Annotated in this window: 11 protein-coding genes, 1 pseudogene and 1 riboswitch; of the genes and pseudogenes, 5 read left to right on the top strand and 7 right to left on the bottom strand. The window is 68.4% G+C overall.

The window, feature by feature from the left end; translation table 11 throughout:
• Positions 1–173 precede the first annotated feature (173 nt).
• Positions 174–539, bottom strand: coding sequence for a PRC-barrel domain-containing protein (locus tag JAO81_RS12075; protein WP_199547792.1), 366 nt, complete (start codon positions 537–539; stop codon positions 174–176).
• A 159-nt stretch (positions 540–698) separates the two neighbouring features.
• Positions 699–806, top strand: a riboswitch (glycine riboswitch).
• 191 nt (positions 807–997) lie between these two features.
• On the opposite strand from JAO81_RS12075, the gene gcvP reads away from it, so the two are divergent.
• Positions 998–3883 carry an aminomethyl-transferring glycine dehydrogenase gene (gene gcvP, locus JAO81_RS12070; RefSeq protein ID WP_199547791.1) on the top strand — a complete coding sequence of 962 codons (2886 nt, stop codon included), beginning with the start codon at positions 998–1000 and terminating at the stop codon, positions 3881–3883.
• A 75-nt stretch (positions 3884–3958) separates the two neighbouring features.
• Here the strand turns inward: gcvP and JAO81_RS12065 are convergent, their stop codons facing one another.
• Both JAO81_RS12065 and JAO81_RS12060 read right to left on the bottom strand, forming a co-directional pair.
• Complete coding sequence (locus tag JAO81_RS12065; protein WP_052582559.1) at positions 3959–4165, bottom strand: DUF5999 family protein; 207 nt, start codon at positions 4163–4165, stop codon at positions 3959–3961.
• A gap of 348 nt (positions 4166–4513) precedes the next feature.
• The gene (locus tag JAO81_RS12060; protein ID WP_199547789.1) at positions 4514–5089 is read right to left on the bottom strand and encodes a hypothetical protein; all 576 of its coding nucleotides are present in this window, start codon (positions 5087–5089) and stop codon (positions 4514–4516) included.
• Between the two features lie 486 nt (positions 5090–5575).
• Between JAO81_RS12060 and JAO81_RS12055 the strand changes: the two are divergent.
• Positions 5576–7122 (top strand): annotated as a pseudogene (locus tag JAO81_RS12055) (glutamate--cysteine ligase).
• Positions 7123–7159: 37 nt separating this feature from the next.
• Here JAO81_RS12055 and JAO81_RS12050 read toward each other — a convergent pair.
• Positions 7160–8950 (bottom strand): substrate-binding and VWA domain-containing protein, encoded by a 1791-nt coding sequence (locus tag JAO81_RS12050; RefSeq protein ID WP_199547788.1) that lies wholly within the window; start codon positions 8948–8950, stop codon positions 7160–7162.
• A gap of 176 nt (positions 8951–9126) precedes the next feature.
• Here JAO81_RS12050 and JAO81_RS12045 point away from each other — a divergent pair, with 176 nt between their 5' ends.
• On the top strand, positions 9127–9927 hold the full coding sequence (locus JAO81_RS12045; protein WP_199547787.1) for a CPBP family intramembrane glutamic endopeptidase: 801 nt from the start codon (positions 9127–9129) through the stop codon (positions 9925–9927).
• Between the two features lie 51 nt (positions 9928–9978).
• Here JAO81_RS12045 and JAO81_RS12040 read toward each other — a convergent pair whose 3' ends face one another.
• Positions 9979–10788 carry a PhzF family phenazine biosynthesis protein gene (locus JAO81_RS12040; RefSeq protein ID WP_199547786.1) on the bottom strand — a complete coding sequence of 270 codons (810 nt, stop codon included), beginning with the start codon at positions 10786–10788 and terminating at the stop codon, positions 9979–9981.
• Positions 10789–11222: 434 nt separating this feature from the next.
• On the opposite strand from JAO81_RS12040, the gene JAO81_RS12035 reads away from it, so the two are divergent.
• Positions 11223–11837 carry a hypothetical protein gene (locus JAO81_RS12035; protein WP_199547785.1) on the top strand — a complete coding sequence of 205 codons (615 nt, stop codon included), beginning with the start codon at positions 11223–11225 and terminating at the stop codon, positions 11835–11837.
• Positions 11838–13052: 1215 nt separating this feature from the next.
• On the opposite strand, the gene JAO81_RS12030 is transcribed toward JAO81_RS12035, so the two are convergent.
• Positions 13053–13481 (bottom strand): hypothetical protein, encoded by a 429-nt coding sequence (locus JAO81_RS12030; protein ID WP_199547784.1) that lies wholly within the window; start codon positions 13479–13481, stop codon positions 13053–13055.
• 183 nt (positions 13482–13664) lie between these two features.
• Complete coding sequence (locus JAO81_RS12025) at positions 13665–13967, bottom strand: TnsA-like heteromeric transposase endonuclease subunit (RefSeq protein ID WP_374194287.1); 303 nt, start codon at positions 13965–13967, stop codon at positions 13665–13667.
• A 277-nt stretch (positions 13968–14244) separates the two neighbouring features.
• Between JAO81_RS12025 and JAO81_RS12020 the strand changes: the two genes are divergently transcribed.
• Positions 14245–14943 (top strand): PadR family transcriptional regulator, encoded by a 699-nt coding sequence (locus JAO81_RS12020; protein WP_199547783.1) that lies wholly within the window; start codon positions 14245–14247, stop codon positions 14941–14943.
• Positions 14944–14994 lie beyond the last annotated feature (51 nt).

The following is a 14994-nucleotide window of genomic DNA, read 5'->3' as shown; positions in this document are numbered from 1 at the left end:
TTGCGGGGGGGGGGCCGGTGGCGCCGGCGGCGGGCTGTTTCCCCCTCCCCCCCCCTCCCCGAACCGGGGGCTCCCCCCCGGACCCCGCATCCGAACTTCGTTCGGATCGCATCAAACGCCGGCGAGGCTGAAAGATCTGCTCAAGCGCCGCAGGGGCTGAGAGATCTGCTGAATCAGTCGCCGGCGATCTGGCCGAAGTCGTGGTCCGAGGGAGGGTCGGTGTCGTCTGTGAGGGAGATGCCGTAGTGGTGGTAGAGCTGGAGTTCCTGCTCGGGGGAGAGGTGGCGGCCCACGCCGAAGTCAGGAGCGTCCTTGATCAGGGAGCGTTCGTACGGCACGTGCAGGGTGCCCTCGACCAGTTCGCTGGGCTCCAGGGGGACGAACGCGTCCCTGCTGAACAGTCCCGTGCGTATCGCCGCCCACTCGGGGACACCGGTCGCGTCGTCGAGATAGACCTCGTCCACCGTGCCGAGTTTGGAGCCGTTGCGGTCGAAGGCCTTGCGGCCGATCAGACTGCGGGGGTCGATGTCGGTCTGCACAGGCCCTCCAGACAAGTCGCACGTCAGTCGGACGTCAGTCGCAAGTCATCCGTATTGACTACGAAAGAGCACATTGCGACCCTTGGCCACTCGGGGAATTGGGGCCCTGTAGGCGAGGAATCGACGGGTGTGCCCGCTGGTAGGCTGGCAGACGGCTGCTGACCCCGTGCGGGAGAGCTCTCCGGGCCCAGTGAACGTGCTGGCCGGAGGCGCCGAAGGAGCAAATCCTCCCCGGAATCTCTCAGGCACCCGTACCGCATGGACGAGGTCACTCTGGAAAGCAGGGCGGACGTCGACGGCTTCCGCTCTCACCGACGGTGAAAGCCGGGCTGCGCGCATCGTGAAAAATGACGCACGGTCCGGTGAAACTCTCAGGTTGAGATGACAGAGGGGGAGGCCGTCCGGGTACCCGCGCCGTGGTACCCCTCGCAGGTCGTATCGACCAGGAGGCCTCCCTGATGACCGCCAACCGCATCCCGCTGCACGAGCTCGAGCGTGGCATCCCCTTCGAGCAGCGTCACATCGGGCCCGACGCCGAGGCGCGCGCCAAGATGCTCGCCCAGGTCGGCTACGGCTCGCTCGACGAGCTGACCGCGGCCGCGGTGCCGGACGTGATCAAGAGCGCCGAGGCGCTGGCTCTGCCCGAGGGGCGCAGCGAGGCCGAAGTCCTCGCGGAGCTGCGCACGTTGGCCGACCGCAACCAGGTGCTCGCGCCGATGATCGGTCTCGGCTACTACGGCACGTTCACGCCGCCGGTGATCCTGCGCAATGTCATGGAGAACCCGTCCTGGTACACGGCGTACACCCCGTACCAGCCGGAGATCTCGCAGGGCCGCCTCGAGGCGCTTCTCAACTTCCAGACCGTTGTCGCCGATCTGACCGGTCTGCCGACGTCCGGCGCCTCGCTGCTCGACGAGGGCACCGCGGCCGCCGAGGCCATGGCGCTCGCGCGGCGGGTGGGCAAGGTGAAGCAGGGCGTCTTCCTGGTCGACGCCGATGCGCTGCCGCAGACCATCGCCGTGATCGAGACCCGTGCCGAGCCGACCGGTGTCGAGGTGGTCGTCGCCGATCTTTCGCAGGGCATCCCGGCCGAGGTCGCCGAGCGCGGTGTGTTCGGTGTGCTGCTCCAGTACCCGGGCGCCTCCGGCGCCGTGCGGGACCTCAAGCCCGTGATCGAGCAGGCGCACGAGCTCGGTGCGATCGTCACGGTCGCCGCCGATCTGCTCGCCCTGACGCTGCTCACCTCGCCCGGCGACCTCGGCGCGGACATCGCCGTCGGTACGACGCAGCGCTTCGGTGTGCCGATGGGCTTCGGCGGTCCGCACGCCGGCTACATGGCGGTCCGTGAGAAGTTCGCGCGCAGCCTGCCCGGCCGCCTCGTCGGTGTCTCGGTCGACGCCGATGGCAACAAGGCCTACCGCCTCGCGCTGCAGACCCGTGAGCAGCACATCCGCCGTGAGAAGGCGACCAGCAACATCTGCACCGCGCAGGTGCTGCTCGCCGTCATGGCCGGTATGTACGCCGTCTACCACGGCCCGCAGGGCCTCGCGGGCATCGCCCGGCGCACCCACCGTTACGCCACGATCCTCGCCGAGGGCCTCAAGGCCGGCGGGGTCGAGGTCGTCCACGGCTCCTACTTCGACACTCTCACCCTGCGCGTCCCCGGCCGGGCCGCCGAGGTCGTGTCCGCCGCGCGTGAAGGCGGGGTCAACTTGCACCTCGTCGACAGCGACCACGTCTCCGTCTCCTGCGACGAGACCACCACGCGTACGCAACTGGCCGCCGTCTGGGCCGCGTTCGGGGTCGAGGGCGATATCGCGGCACTCGACGAGGCCGCCGGTGAGGCGCTGCCCAGCGGGCTGCTGCGCACCGACGAGTACCTGACGCACCCCGTGTTCCACGAGCACCGCTCCGAGACCGCGATGCTGCGCTACCTGCGCAAGCTCTCGGACAAGGACTACGCGCTCGACCGCGGCATGATCCCGCTCGGCTCCTGCACCATGAAGCTGAACGCGACCACCGAGATGGAGCCCGTCACCTGGCCCGAGTTCGGCCAGCTGCACCCCTTCGTGCCGGCCGAGCAGGCGCAGGGCTACCTCACGCTCATCCGTGAGCTCGAGGAGCAGCTCGCCGAGGTCACCGGTTACGACAAGGTGTCGCTGCAGCCCAACGCCGGTTCGCAGGGCGAGCTCGCCGGTCTGCTCGCGGTGCGCGGCTACCACCGTGCCAACGGTGACGACCAGCGCACCATCTGCCTCATCCCGTCCTCCGCGCACGGCACCAACGCCGCGAGCGCCGTGATGGCCGGCATGAAGGTCGTCGTGGTCAAGACCGCCGACGACGGTGAGATCGACGTCGCGGACCTGCGCGCGAAGATCGAGCTGCACAAGGACCAGCTCGCGGTCCTGATGATCACGTACCCCTCGACGCACGGTGTCTTCGAGGAGCACGTCGCCGACATCTGCGCCCAGGTGCACGACGCAGGCGGCCAGGTCTACGTCGACGGCGCCAACCTCAACGCGCTGGTGGGCCTTGCCAAGCCGGGGCACTTCGGCGGCGACGTCTCGCACCTGAACCTGCACAAGACCTTCTGCATCCCGCACGGCGGCGGCGGCCCGGGCGTCGGTCCGGTCGCGGTGCGCGAGCACCTCGCGCCGCATCTGCCCAACCACCCGCTGCAGCCCGCCGCGGGTCCGGAGACCGGTGTCGGTCCGATCTCCGCCGCGCCGTTCGGCTCGGCCGGGATCCTGCCGATCTCCTGGGCGTATGTACGTCTGATGGGCGGCGAGGGACTCAAGCGCGCGACGCAGGTCGCGGTGCTCGGCGCCAACTACATCGCCAAGCGACTGGAGCCGCACTACCCGGTGCTCTACACCGGTCCCGGCGGACTGGTGGCGCACGAGTGCATCATCGACATCCGGCCGCTGGCCAAGGCGACCGGTGTGAGCGTGGACGACATCGCCAAGCGTCTGATCGACTACGGCTTCCACGCGCCGACGATGTCCTTCCCGGTGGCCGGCACGCTGATGATCGAGCCGACCGAGAGCGAGGACCTGGGTGAGCTCGACCGGTTCTGCGACGCAATGATCGCGATCCGCGCGGAGATCGAGAAGGTCGGCGCGGGCGAGTGGCCCGCGGAGGACAACCCGCTGCACAACGCCCCGCACACGGCCGCGACCATGGCCGGCGAGTGGGAGCACCCGTACACCCGCGAAGAGGCCGTCTTCCCGGGCGGTCTGGTGGCGGCGGAGAAGTACTGGCCGCCGGTGCGCCGGATCGACCAGGCGTACGGCGACCGCAACCTCGTCTGCTCCTGCCCGCCGCTGGACGCGTACGAGAACTGAGCCGACCGGGCAAACGTCAGGGCCGGTTCGGAGAGTGATCTCCGGGCCGGCCCTCGGTATTGCGCAGTGGTGCCCTCAGGCCGCGCGGACCACCGAGCCGGTGCCCAGCGGCCGGTGCGGAGCGATGATCTGCCCGTCCGGCAGCAGCTCACCGGTGTCCTCGAAGAGCAGGACGCCGTTGCACAGCAGGCTCCAGCCCTGCTCCGGGTGGAAGGCCACAAGGAGCGCGGCTTCCCGGTCGGCTGAGTCGGCTGTGGGACAGGCTGGCTGGTGCTGGCACATGGAAGGGTTCTTTCGCTGGTCCGTAGTGGTGATCTGTGTCCCGCGGATGGATCGGTGTGCTGCGGTGTTCATTGCCGCCCCCGTGTGGTCGGTCCGGAACCAGTGTTGCCCTACGGGCTCGATTCCGCAGGGATTTACCGGCAGCGCTCCTCACCAGGAAGTGACGCATCACCCGTGCGGACGGTTCAGTCCAACTCGGCGGTCTCTTCGGGTGGTTAGGGGTGGCCTGAAGGGGCTAGTCCGGTCGGGCGGTGCGGGCAGGGCCCGTGTAGGGGCCAAGCGGGTGCCTTCACGCGCCCATGCGTGTGCCCCGCGACCGGCTGGATCGCGGGGCACAGGCACAGGTGCTCAGACCGCCTGGCCGAGCAGGGCGGCGGGAGCGAGCCGGTGAGACAGGACAGGAAGCAGCTCCGCCGCGAGATGCGGTTGATGGGCGGCGATCCCGGGGGGCGCGGGAGCCAGGGGTACGAGGACATCTGTGGAGGCGAGGCGACCCTCCGTGCCGTCCGAGGTGCAGTCGTTGTGCAGCCACAACGTCAGCATGTACAGCTCGGGCACCGAGAGCAGACGCGGCTGGCAGTTCGTCTGCAGGGACTCCGCCTGGCGCAGGGCCCGTTCGGTGGAGGTGATGTACGGGCCTTCGAAGAAGTGCGAGAAGGTCCAGCCGTCCGCCGTGAGCATCGTGTCGCAGGCGGCCACCGTGCGGCCCTCACTGCGCAGCAGGAAGCGCCATCCGGTGAGCCGGGTCCGGGGTGTGCCGGCCTGGTTCAGGACGTGGACGGGCAGCGGGAGTTCGGCGGTGACGGGCCCCTGTGCGTTGCGCAGGGACGGGGTGCGCGCCTCGCGTACGGCAGTGGGGGAACCAAGTGCCGCGAGGACGCTGCGCAGGGCTGGCGCGGGAGCCGGAGGGACTTGCAGCGGCATGATGGGTCGCCTCTCATGAGACAGGCTGGTGGTGCGGGGGCGTGGGTGCAGACGGCGTTGTCAGCTCTCGGGGCCAGAGGGGCGGGGGATGGCCAGGTTCCGGTCCGCGAGCGCCAACTCTCTGCCTCGTTCGCGGAGTTTATACGACGCGTGTTCTCGCAATGTTTCGGGTAGCCGTCGCCAGTATTGCGGGCAAGGCGATATTCGGTCGCTCTGCCGCGGTATTTCTCCCGATTCCGTACCGGGCCGGCGCCGCTGACCTGGGCGATGTCCGTACGGGCGGTCGGCCGATTCTCGTCGGCGTATTCCACCACTGCTCTCGCGAGCGCAACTGCGCTGTGCCGCATGCCGCGTGAATGTGCCGCGCGTGAATGTGATTGAGGGTACAGCCGGGTGGGCAGGTGCGGGGCGTTATCGATCACATTGCCTGGGCATCATCCCCGGTGACATGGCCGTGGACTGCCCAATCGAGGAGGGGACACTTCGATGGGGGAGAAGGTCGCGGCGGGAGCGTTCGACCTGTCCGATCGGCAGCGCTACCGCAGAAAGCTGCAGCAGTGCCTCGCGGGGCTCGCGCGTCTGCTGGACGAGAAGCGGTTCGACCGGCCCCGGAATCTCATGGGCATGGAGATAGAGCTGAATCTCACGGGGCCCGATGGTCTGCCGAGAATGATGAATGCGGAAGTTCTCGAACGGATCGCGAGCCGTGATTTCCAGACCGAACTCGGGATGTTCAATCTCGAAGTGAATATTGCTCCGCACGCGCTGGGCGGGCGCGTTCTCGACCAGCTTGCGGAGGAACTTCGTACCGGACTGAACTATGCGCACCGTAAAGCGAACGAAGTGGCCGCGGGGATCGTCATGATCGGAATTCTGCCGACGCTCGGGCAGGACGATCTGGTGTCCTCGAACCTTTCGGCCGTCGATCGCTACATGTTGCTCAACGACCAGATGGTGGCTGCCCGAGGCGAGGACTTCCACCTCGAGATCGAGGGGGTCGAGCGGCTCAGCTGCACCTCCGCGTCGATCGCGCCCGAAGCGGCCTGCACCTCCGTGCAGTTGCATCTGCAGGTCACGCCGGGGCGGTTCGCCGATGTGTGGAACGCGGCGCAGGCCGTCGCGGCCGCGCAGATAGCCGTGGGCGCCAACGCGCCCTTCCTGTTCGGGCGCGAACTGTGGCGTGAGTCGCGGCCGCCGCTGTTCCTGCAGGCCACCGATACGCGTCCGCCCGAGCTCCAGGCGCAGGGCGTGCGGCCGCGTACGTGGTTCGGGGAGCGCTGGATCACCAAGCCGTACGACCTCTTCGAGGAGAATCTGCGCTACTTCCCCGCGCTGCTGCCGATCTGCGACGACGAGGAACCGCTGCGCGTGATCGACGAGGGCGGTGTGCCGTCATTGGCCGAACTCGTGCTGCACAACGGCACGGTGTACCGCTGGAACCGTCCCGTCTACGGGATCGCCGACGGCGTACCGCATCTGCGGGTGGAGAACCGGGTCCTGCCGGCCGGTCCGACCGTCACCGATGTCGTCGCCAATGCGGCCTTCTACTACGGCGTCGTGCGGGCGCTCGCCGAGGACGGCCGGCCGGTGTGGTCGCGGCTGCCGTTCGAGGCGGGCGCCGCCAACTTCGGCGCCCCCCCACCTCCGCCCCCGCCTGCCGGTACGGCATCGAGGCCGAGCCCGACTGGCCGCGCCCCGGGCGCTTCGGGGGCGTGGCGCGGATGCCGGCCGTCGATCTCGTACGCAACGAGCTGCTGCCGCTGGCCGCCGCGGGGCTGGATGCGTGGGGTGTGGCGCCTGTGGACCGGGACCACTATCTGGGGGTCATCGAGGAGCGCTGCAAGCGCCGGGTGAACGGGGCTTCGTGGCAGGTGGCCACCTACCACCGGGCGCTGGAGAGCGGTCTGGGCCGGGAGGCGGCGCTGGCCGCCACGACGCGGCGCTACTGCGAGCTCATGCACGCGGGCGAACCCGTGCACACCTGGCCGGTCGGGGCGCTGCCGGACGCGGTGGTGGCTCCGGGACAGCAGTGAGGTGCGCGGCGGGCCGGGTCCCCCGGCCCGCCCCGGCTCAGCCCGCGCTCGCCTGGGCAGCCGCCGTGATCGCCTTGAGGATCACTTCCGGGACCTGCGCCGGGTCGTCGACCTGGTGGCCCGAGCCGCCGGTCGCCTTGGCCACCTGGTCGAGTTCGTCCTGGTCACCGCCCGGTCCGACCGCGACCGCGATCAGCGGCACCGGACGGTCCGGGTCGGACAGGCTCTCCAGCTGGGAGATCAGGGCACTGCGGGTGATCGAGTTCGGGTCCTGGTTCTCGCCGTCGGTGACGATCACCACGGCGTTGAACATGTCGGGCACATGGGTCTTCTGGGCCTGCTGGAACGCGGCGAGCGTCGTGTCGTACAGACCGGTCGCACCATTGGGCACCGGCTGCAGCTTGCCGAACGCCGCCGTCAGACGCTCGCGCTGTGTGGTGCCGCCCTTGCCCGTCTGCTTGCCGAGGCGGTCCGTGGGCACCAGTTCGCGGTAGTCGCGCTTGCCGTCCAGGAGGGTGGAGAACTCCCAGAGGCCGAAGTGGTCCTCGTTGGTGAACTGGGTCAGCGCGGCGGTCAGGGCAGCCTTGGTGACGTCCATACGCGGTGCGCCCCGGCCCGGCACCAGCTCGGCCATCGAGCCGGAGACGTCCACGACGACGGAGATCCGCGCGCTCTGCACGGTGATCGTCCAGACGCCCAGGGTCTCCTGGAGCTGCTTGCTGCTGAGCTCTTCGCTCGACGCGTTGGCCACTGGCTGGGTCGCGCTGCCGCCGGCTCCCTGGACCAGGCTGTCCGACGGCGCTCCGCGGTCGGTGCGGAAGCCGTGCGCGGCGAGGATGCGCTCACCCTCCTGCTCGCCGAGCAGCGTCATGAAACGCAGCGCGGCCCGGCTCTCGTCGGTGGTCTGTCCCGGCTCGTCGAGCAGCGCGTACGGGTAGTCGAGCTCGGGCGCGCCGTCCTTCGGGTAGAAGAGCTCCAGCTTGCCGGCGTCCTGGGCCGAGGCATTGTGCTGGAAGGCCGCCTGCTCGGAGACGATCAGGGCCTGGTTGCGGCGCGGATTGCCCTGCTCCGTACCGGAGTTGTCCCGGGCCAGGGTGTCGAGGGCCTGGGCGTCGCTGTCCGAGGTGCGCTGCGCGAGGATCTTCGCCGTGGCCGCGATCTGGGCCTCCGCCTCCGCGCCGCCCGCCTGCTCCGCCGACGCGCTCATCTTGGCCAGCGCGAGCAGGCCCGATGCGCTGCGCGCGGGATCCGCGGCACCGAGCCGCAGCTGGTCGCCCTGGGTCGCGGCGCCCGCCAACTCGGCCCAGGAGTACGTCTTTTTCGGCCAGCCCAGCTTCTTGGCGGCGGCCGGCACCATGCCCATGGTCACGGGGGTCGAGGCGATGTTGCCGGTGGGCGTCAACAGGCTCTCGTCGCCTTGCAGTTGAACCCGCTCCACCCACATGTCCGAGTCCGGCACCCACACCTCGTACGCACCGGGCTTGCCTTCCGTACGCAGAGAGTCGGCGAACTTGGACGAGTCGCGCGCGGTGACCCGGACGTCCATGCAGCGGCCGTCGGAGGTGATCTCCTTGTCACGTGCGTAGGCGGCGGTGTCGCGCAGGGCGGGGGCCATGTCGGGGGAGGCGACGACATCGATGCGTACGGCGTCGTCCGTGCACTTGTTCGCGAAAGGCAGCCAGTCGGCGCCCACCGCGTAGGCGGCCGAGCCTGCGACACCCAGAACGAGGACTGTCGCGATGGCGACCATGCGGCGGCGCGGGCCCGGGCGCTGCGCATCCGCCGCAGTCGCCCTCGATCTGCGGTCCGGCATGTTGTGACGTCCCATGACGCTGGAGCCCCTCTTCGTACGTCTGGATGCACGACGCGCGGGGGTACGTACGGTCGACACAGGTGCGTGGCGTACCGTCCCCCTGGCCTGTCGCGCACGGTCTTCGTACCTGCATTCGAGACCCTAGTGGGGCGAGCATGTGTGCGGGGCGTGATTGGTCAACTAAGGCAGGTGTGCACGTGGAGGCAGGGCTGGTGGCCGGATCTTTTCCCCATGAGCGGATTTCGCGGAGAATTCTCCGGGACGAGACGCTTCTTGTCCTCGCGCTGTCGCTCGGTGCCAGCGGAGTCTCCGCGCTGATCAGTTTCATCGGGTCGGTGACCAAGCCGGGTGGTCTCAAGGACCAGGCGGCCACGCTCAACGCGTCGGCGGCACCCGGGCGTCCCTGGCTTGATCTCGCCTGGCAGCTCTTCGGGATCTGCACGGCCCTCGTGCCGGTCGCGCTGGTGATTCACCTGCTGGTACGGGAGGGGGCCGGAGTCCGCTCGATCGGCTTCGACCTCAAGCGACCCGGCTTCGATCTGTCCCGTGGTGCGGTGATCGCGGCGGGGATCGGTTCGACCGGTATCGCCTTCTATCTGCTTGCGCGGGCGCTGGGCTTCAACCTCACAGTGGTTCCTGAGGCGTTGCCCGACGTGTGGTGGAAGTTCCCCGTGCTGATCCTGTCGGCGGCGCAGAACTCGGTTCTCGAGGAAGTGATCGTGGTCGGGTATCTGCTGCGCAGACTCGATCAGTTGGGGTTCTCGCCGATGGGGTCTCTCGCGGCGAGTTCGGTGCTGCGCGGCTCGTACCACCTGTATCAGGGCATCGGCGGGTTCATCGGCAACATGGTGATGGGCGTCGTCTTCGTCCTGCTCTACCGGCGGTGGGGGCGGGTGGGTCCGCTGGTCGTGGCCCATACGCTGCTCGATGTCGGAGCGTTCGTGGGGTATGCGCTGCTGGCCGGGAAGGTCGGCTGGCTGCCCACCGCATGACGCGGAGGGCAGCCGTGCGCGGGGTGGTGGGGCGTGCGGGTCTCCGCCGCCTCAGGCGTGCAGCTCGCCCTCGATGACGGTGACGGCGCGGCCGGTCAGAAGGGTGCGTTCGGCCTGGAGCGTCACGCGTACCTGGCCGGAGCGTTGTGAGGCCTGCAGGCCGGTGAGTTCGGTGCGGCCCAACCGCGCGCACCAGAACGGGGCGAGGGCGGTGTGGGCGCTGCCGGTCACCGGATCCTCGTCGATGCCGACGTTCGGGAAGAAGCAGCGCGAGACGAAGTCGTAGCCCCGGGTGGGGTCTTCGGCCGCGGCGGTGGCGATGATGCCGCGCTCCGAGTAGCGGGCGAGCGCCCGGATATCGGGGCGCAGCCCCCGGACCGCCTGCTCGTCGGCGAGCTCCACCAGCAGGTCGCCGATGTTCTCGCCGGTGTCGTACGTGGAGAGGACCTTGGCGCCGAGCGCCTCCTCGACACCGTCGGGGATGTCGACCGCGGTGAGCGGGGCGGTCGGGAAGTCGAGCGTGAGGGCGCCGTCGGGGTGTGCCGTGGCGGTGAGGACGCCGCTCAGGGTCGAGAAGCGGATGGTGCCGTGGGCGCGCCCGGTGCTGTGCAGCACATGGGCGGCGGCGAGCGTGGCGTGGCCGCACATCCGGACCTCGGTGGCCGGGGTGAACCAGCGCAGCGCCCAGTCGGCCGTGCCGCCTTCGGGCAGCAGGTGGGCGAACGCGGTCTCCGCGTGGTTGACCTCGAGTGCGACGTTCTGCAGCCAGCTGTCCTCGGGGAAGGAGTCGAGGAGCAGGACACCCGCAGGGTTGCCGGCGAAGGGGCGGTCGGTGAAGGCGTCGACGATCTGAATGCGCATAGGGCGACCGTAGGGCGCGCGTCGAGCGTCGGGCCAAGGCCAATTCGCGGCTGGTGGCCTGGTGCCGCGTATGCGCGGATGTCTGCAGCCACGTGTCCTGTCTCAACGAAGTTAGTCGTCTGGGAGCGGCTGACCTGCGTGGACTGGATTGAGTGAGACACGTGGACTCGGTTCGATGAGACGGAACGAGCCTGAAGGGAGGGGATTCTTGGAAACGGTGTCCCGTTCCGACGGGCTGGGTGCGGTTTCGAACGTCTTGGGTATTTCACCGGGCGCCTCACATGACTTGGTCTTCCAGAAGCGCAAGTGGGACGGAGCGCCGTTAGCGGGCGTACAGTCCGCTGGGACGTGCGCGTGGAGGGGGCATTGGTGACTGAGATGATCGCCTCGGCTAGCGTGAGCAAGCTGGCGTCGTAACTTCTGGGGGGCTTCGAATGGACGCGTGGCGGGAGCTTTCCGCGCAGGTGGAGGAGCGGCTGACGGCGGTGTCGTCCGGCGAGCGTGGCGTGTTCGCCGCCGGTGTCGCGGAGCGCTTGATGAGTTGGCACGAGGCGCTGCCCGAAGACGAGCAGGCGCCGTTCACCGTGAGCCTGCGACCTCTACTGAATTCCGTATGGGAGGGCGTCCTTGGCGACTCGACAGCCTTCTCAACCGTCAAGCGTGGGGTCGGCGAGTACTTGCTCAGCGACTACTGCCACAACGATGGCCAGGACGGGCCGGATGACGCCGACGAGTCGGCAGCCGCAGCGGCATTGTATGCCGCCCATGCGTACCTTTTCGGCTGCCAGGAGTTCGCTGCTTGGACTAGCAACCGTGCAGTTGAAGCGATCGATCAGCACCTTGAGTACTTGGCTGACCAGGAAGAGGACGCCGAAGCGCCCGTCGACACGGACGAGGCACTCGCCTCCGAGCTCCAGCGGCAACTACGGGATTTGGATCTCATCGCACGCCACTCGAAAGACCTTCGCCGCGCCGGCCTGGGACTGCCCATCGACACTTCGATCCGGCTGCGGGTCGAGCTACGCGCTCCTCTGTCCAGCAGTACGTGAACAGCCAGCGGCCACCGCCTCGCACCGGTGAGGATCAGGCCTTTGAAACTCTGGGCCGAACCAAATCAACTGAGGTGCCTGCCACCCGTTCATCGGTACCTCGCACCCCCGTTGTCACCTGAGCCGTTAGAGGAGCGTGGGGAGTGAGGTGTGACCGGCAGGGTCTACTCAGGGCACTGGCATTCTTGCCCCATGGCGATCGCAGGCTCTCGCACGAAGACGACGGACACATGGCTGATGGCTGCCGATGAGGCGCTTCTAGGGCAGCGAATCTTCGAGGTGCTTCCCTCCGCGCGATGGCGCTGCAGCCACCCAGGGCCTCTTGGCTTGCACCAGGTGCACTTGCATGCGTCGGCCGAGTCGGCGCTGGACTGCGGAGGCACACAAGCGTTTCTCGACCTTCCGGCAGGTGCTTCTCTGCCGTTCGAGGTCATTCCGGCTGCGGGCGTCAGCGCGCCAATCGGGCCGCCGACAGCGGCAATTGTCCAGTTGCTCCGTTCGCGAGTCAGGGCGGACGAGCGCGGCGAGTTCTTCGAGTGTGGGCGACTCGCAGTGCGGTGGTTTGGGCCTGACGTCGGTCCGGAGATGCACGAAACGCTCACTGAACACACCCGTCGGATCTGGGCTGCGTTGCGAGCTGCGACTCGGCCTGCCGTGATCGAGACGGTTGACGGTCGCCGCACGTCCGGTTTGAGGATCGGGCCCGTCGCGCGTGATGAGGTGATCCGTCAGCAGATGCTGTTGGCGAGGCCTGGCGTCCAGCGGTTTCGGCTTGTGGCCTGATCACGAAGTCCCGGCAATTGAAGTCCACTCGCCAGACGGGCTGAAGCGTCTTCATGCGGAACCGCTGCCGCAGTAGGCTCCGATCAGACTGAGCGGGGGCGATGATGGAACAGTGGCCCGAAAGAGCTGCTGCAGATCCAGATGCAGCGCGGGAACGGTATGACGCAGACTTGCGGTCGGCGCGCAGGGCGCTGCGCGAGGCAATCAGGGCAGACCTGCCTGCCGCGCACTTCGGTCTGGGGATAGTCATCGTCGCGAGCGTGATCGTTGGCGTGTTAGCGGGACCGCTCGTCGGGGGTGTTGTGGTTGGCGCCTTTGCCGCGCTGTTCGTTGTTGCTCTGGTGGTCACGTCTCTTCGAGGCTCAGACGCGGTCCGGCGCGCCTATCTCTTTACCTTTGGCGGGGCGAACTGGGTGTAACACAGACGGGAAGTCAGTACCGGTAGTACGGAGGGAAAGGGCTCCATCGCGTTTCGACGTCGGCTTCTTCTGGTTGGCGTGGCGGGATCGTTTCGCGAGGATAGAAGGCGTTGTAGATCCTGGGGCTCCGGTGGAAGGCGACGAACCTGTGGGTGGAAAAGTGCTGTTCAACCCACTGGATTAGTGGGTCCTGCCGCTCCTTGGGGACATAGCCGAGGAGGGCGTTACGAACAGTGATCTGATTGACCAGCCAGGCGACGTGGCCCGTGGCAAGCGCCCTGTGTTCCCACTCCCGACCTGCGAGAAGCCCGGCGAGTGCGACCACTTGAGGGTGGAAGACGATTCTGAGTGACAGGTCGGGAGAGGGCGGTTTCCCGGTGCTGTCCGTGAGTATGCGGCGGGCGGTGTCGAGCAGATCGAACGGGTCGGCTGCTTGCCGCATCCAGGTGAAGTGGATCTTGCAGGCTCACCCGGCCTGGGCACAGACCAGGCGCGTCACCTCGAATGCTTCGGCGTCCTTCGGCTCGATCCGCTCGTCCGCACGGACATCGACGACCACGGCGGAGCCGTCCGCGCGGCGGATGAAGTAGTCCGGGACGTGCCGACGCTCCCGCTCGCCGTCATGTCAGTGCAGCCAGAACGGCTGCGAGCTGATCCCTACCACGCTCGGGTCGAAGTCCATGAGCAGCAGCCGGTCCCGCTCCAGCCACGACTCGAAGCCGACGTGCCGCCTGGTTGTCGCCGCCCAGTACCAGCCCGGGAAATGACGCTCACCGCGTGACCAGCTGAAGGTACGTACCGGATCGACATCCTCGAACTGGCCCGTCACGCAGTCCCGCAGCGGACGCCGACGACGTCCGTGCGCTACGTCCACGTACGACAACTCGACGCACGGCCCCGCCTGATCCACCCCAGCTGGTACAGCCATCCAGCACCCCAGCGCCCTCAACCGCGCGACTAGGTTCGCTGAGACAGAAGCCCGAACGACTCGGTTCGCTGAGAAAACGACTCGATTGAGTGAGACGGGACACCACGTCGTTCAAGTCGGGGCTTGCCATCCGATCAGTAGCGATATATCGTTGAAGCATCGCGATGGTTCATGAAAGATCGCGAGCGCTCCTGATAGCGCATCCCGAGATACGGCATACGGCGCCTATTCGAGGAGCGGATCCCACGCTGAACGACACACGAGAGAAGTGATTGATATGCGACCCCATGTACATGGACACGAGAACGGACATGAGCACGAGCGCGGCCGTCAGCACCACGGCGGCTTCGGCCGGCGCGGGCCCGGCCCCGGTTTCGGTGGGCCCGGTGGGCCCCGCGGAGGCGGCGGTTTCGAGGGTCCGCGCGGCGGCGAGGGCCGGCGTGCCTTCGGGCCCTTCGGCCCCGGCGGCTTCGACCCCCGCGGTTTCGGCGGTCCCGGCCCCTGGGGCGGGCGCGGACGCGGCGGTGGCCGCGGACGGGCGCGGCGCGGTGATGTGCGCGCCTCGATCCTGGCCCTGCTGAAGGACCGGCCGATGCACGGTTACGAGATGATCCAGGAGATCGCCGAGCGCAGCGGCGGGGCGTGGAAGCCCAGCCCGGGGTCGGTGTACCCGACCCTTCAGCTGCTCGAGGACGAGGGCCTGATCACGAGTGAGTCCGAGGGCGGCAAGAAGCTGTTCTCGCTCACCGAGGCCGGCCGTACGGCCGCCGACGAGGGTCCGGACGCCCCCTGGGAGGATGCCGGCCGCGGCGTCGACTGGGACACGGTCAACGAGATCCGGCAGGCCGGCTTCGGTCTGATGGAGGCCTTCGGCCAGGTCTGGAAGACCGGCTCGGCGGAGCAGCGCGACAAGGCGCTCGCCGTCGTCAACGACGCCCGCAAGAAGCTCTATCTGATCCTCGCCGACGAGGACTGAGTCCGGTCGGCTGGTGGAAACGGCAGGCGCCCCACGCGAACGCGCGTGGGG

It is taken from the genome of Streptomyces sp. N35 (genome assembly GCF_016464295.1).
In the GTDB taxonomy this organism is placed as follows: domain Bacteria; phylum Actinomycetota; class Actinomycetes; order Streptomycetales; family Streptomycetaceae; genus Streptomyces.
This window is presented reverse-complemented; position numbering and strand designations above follow the sequence as displayed.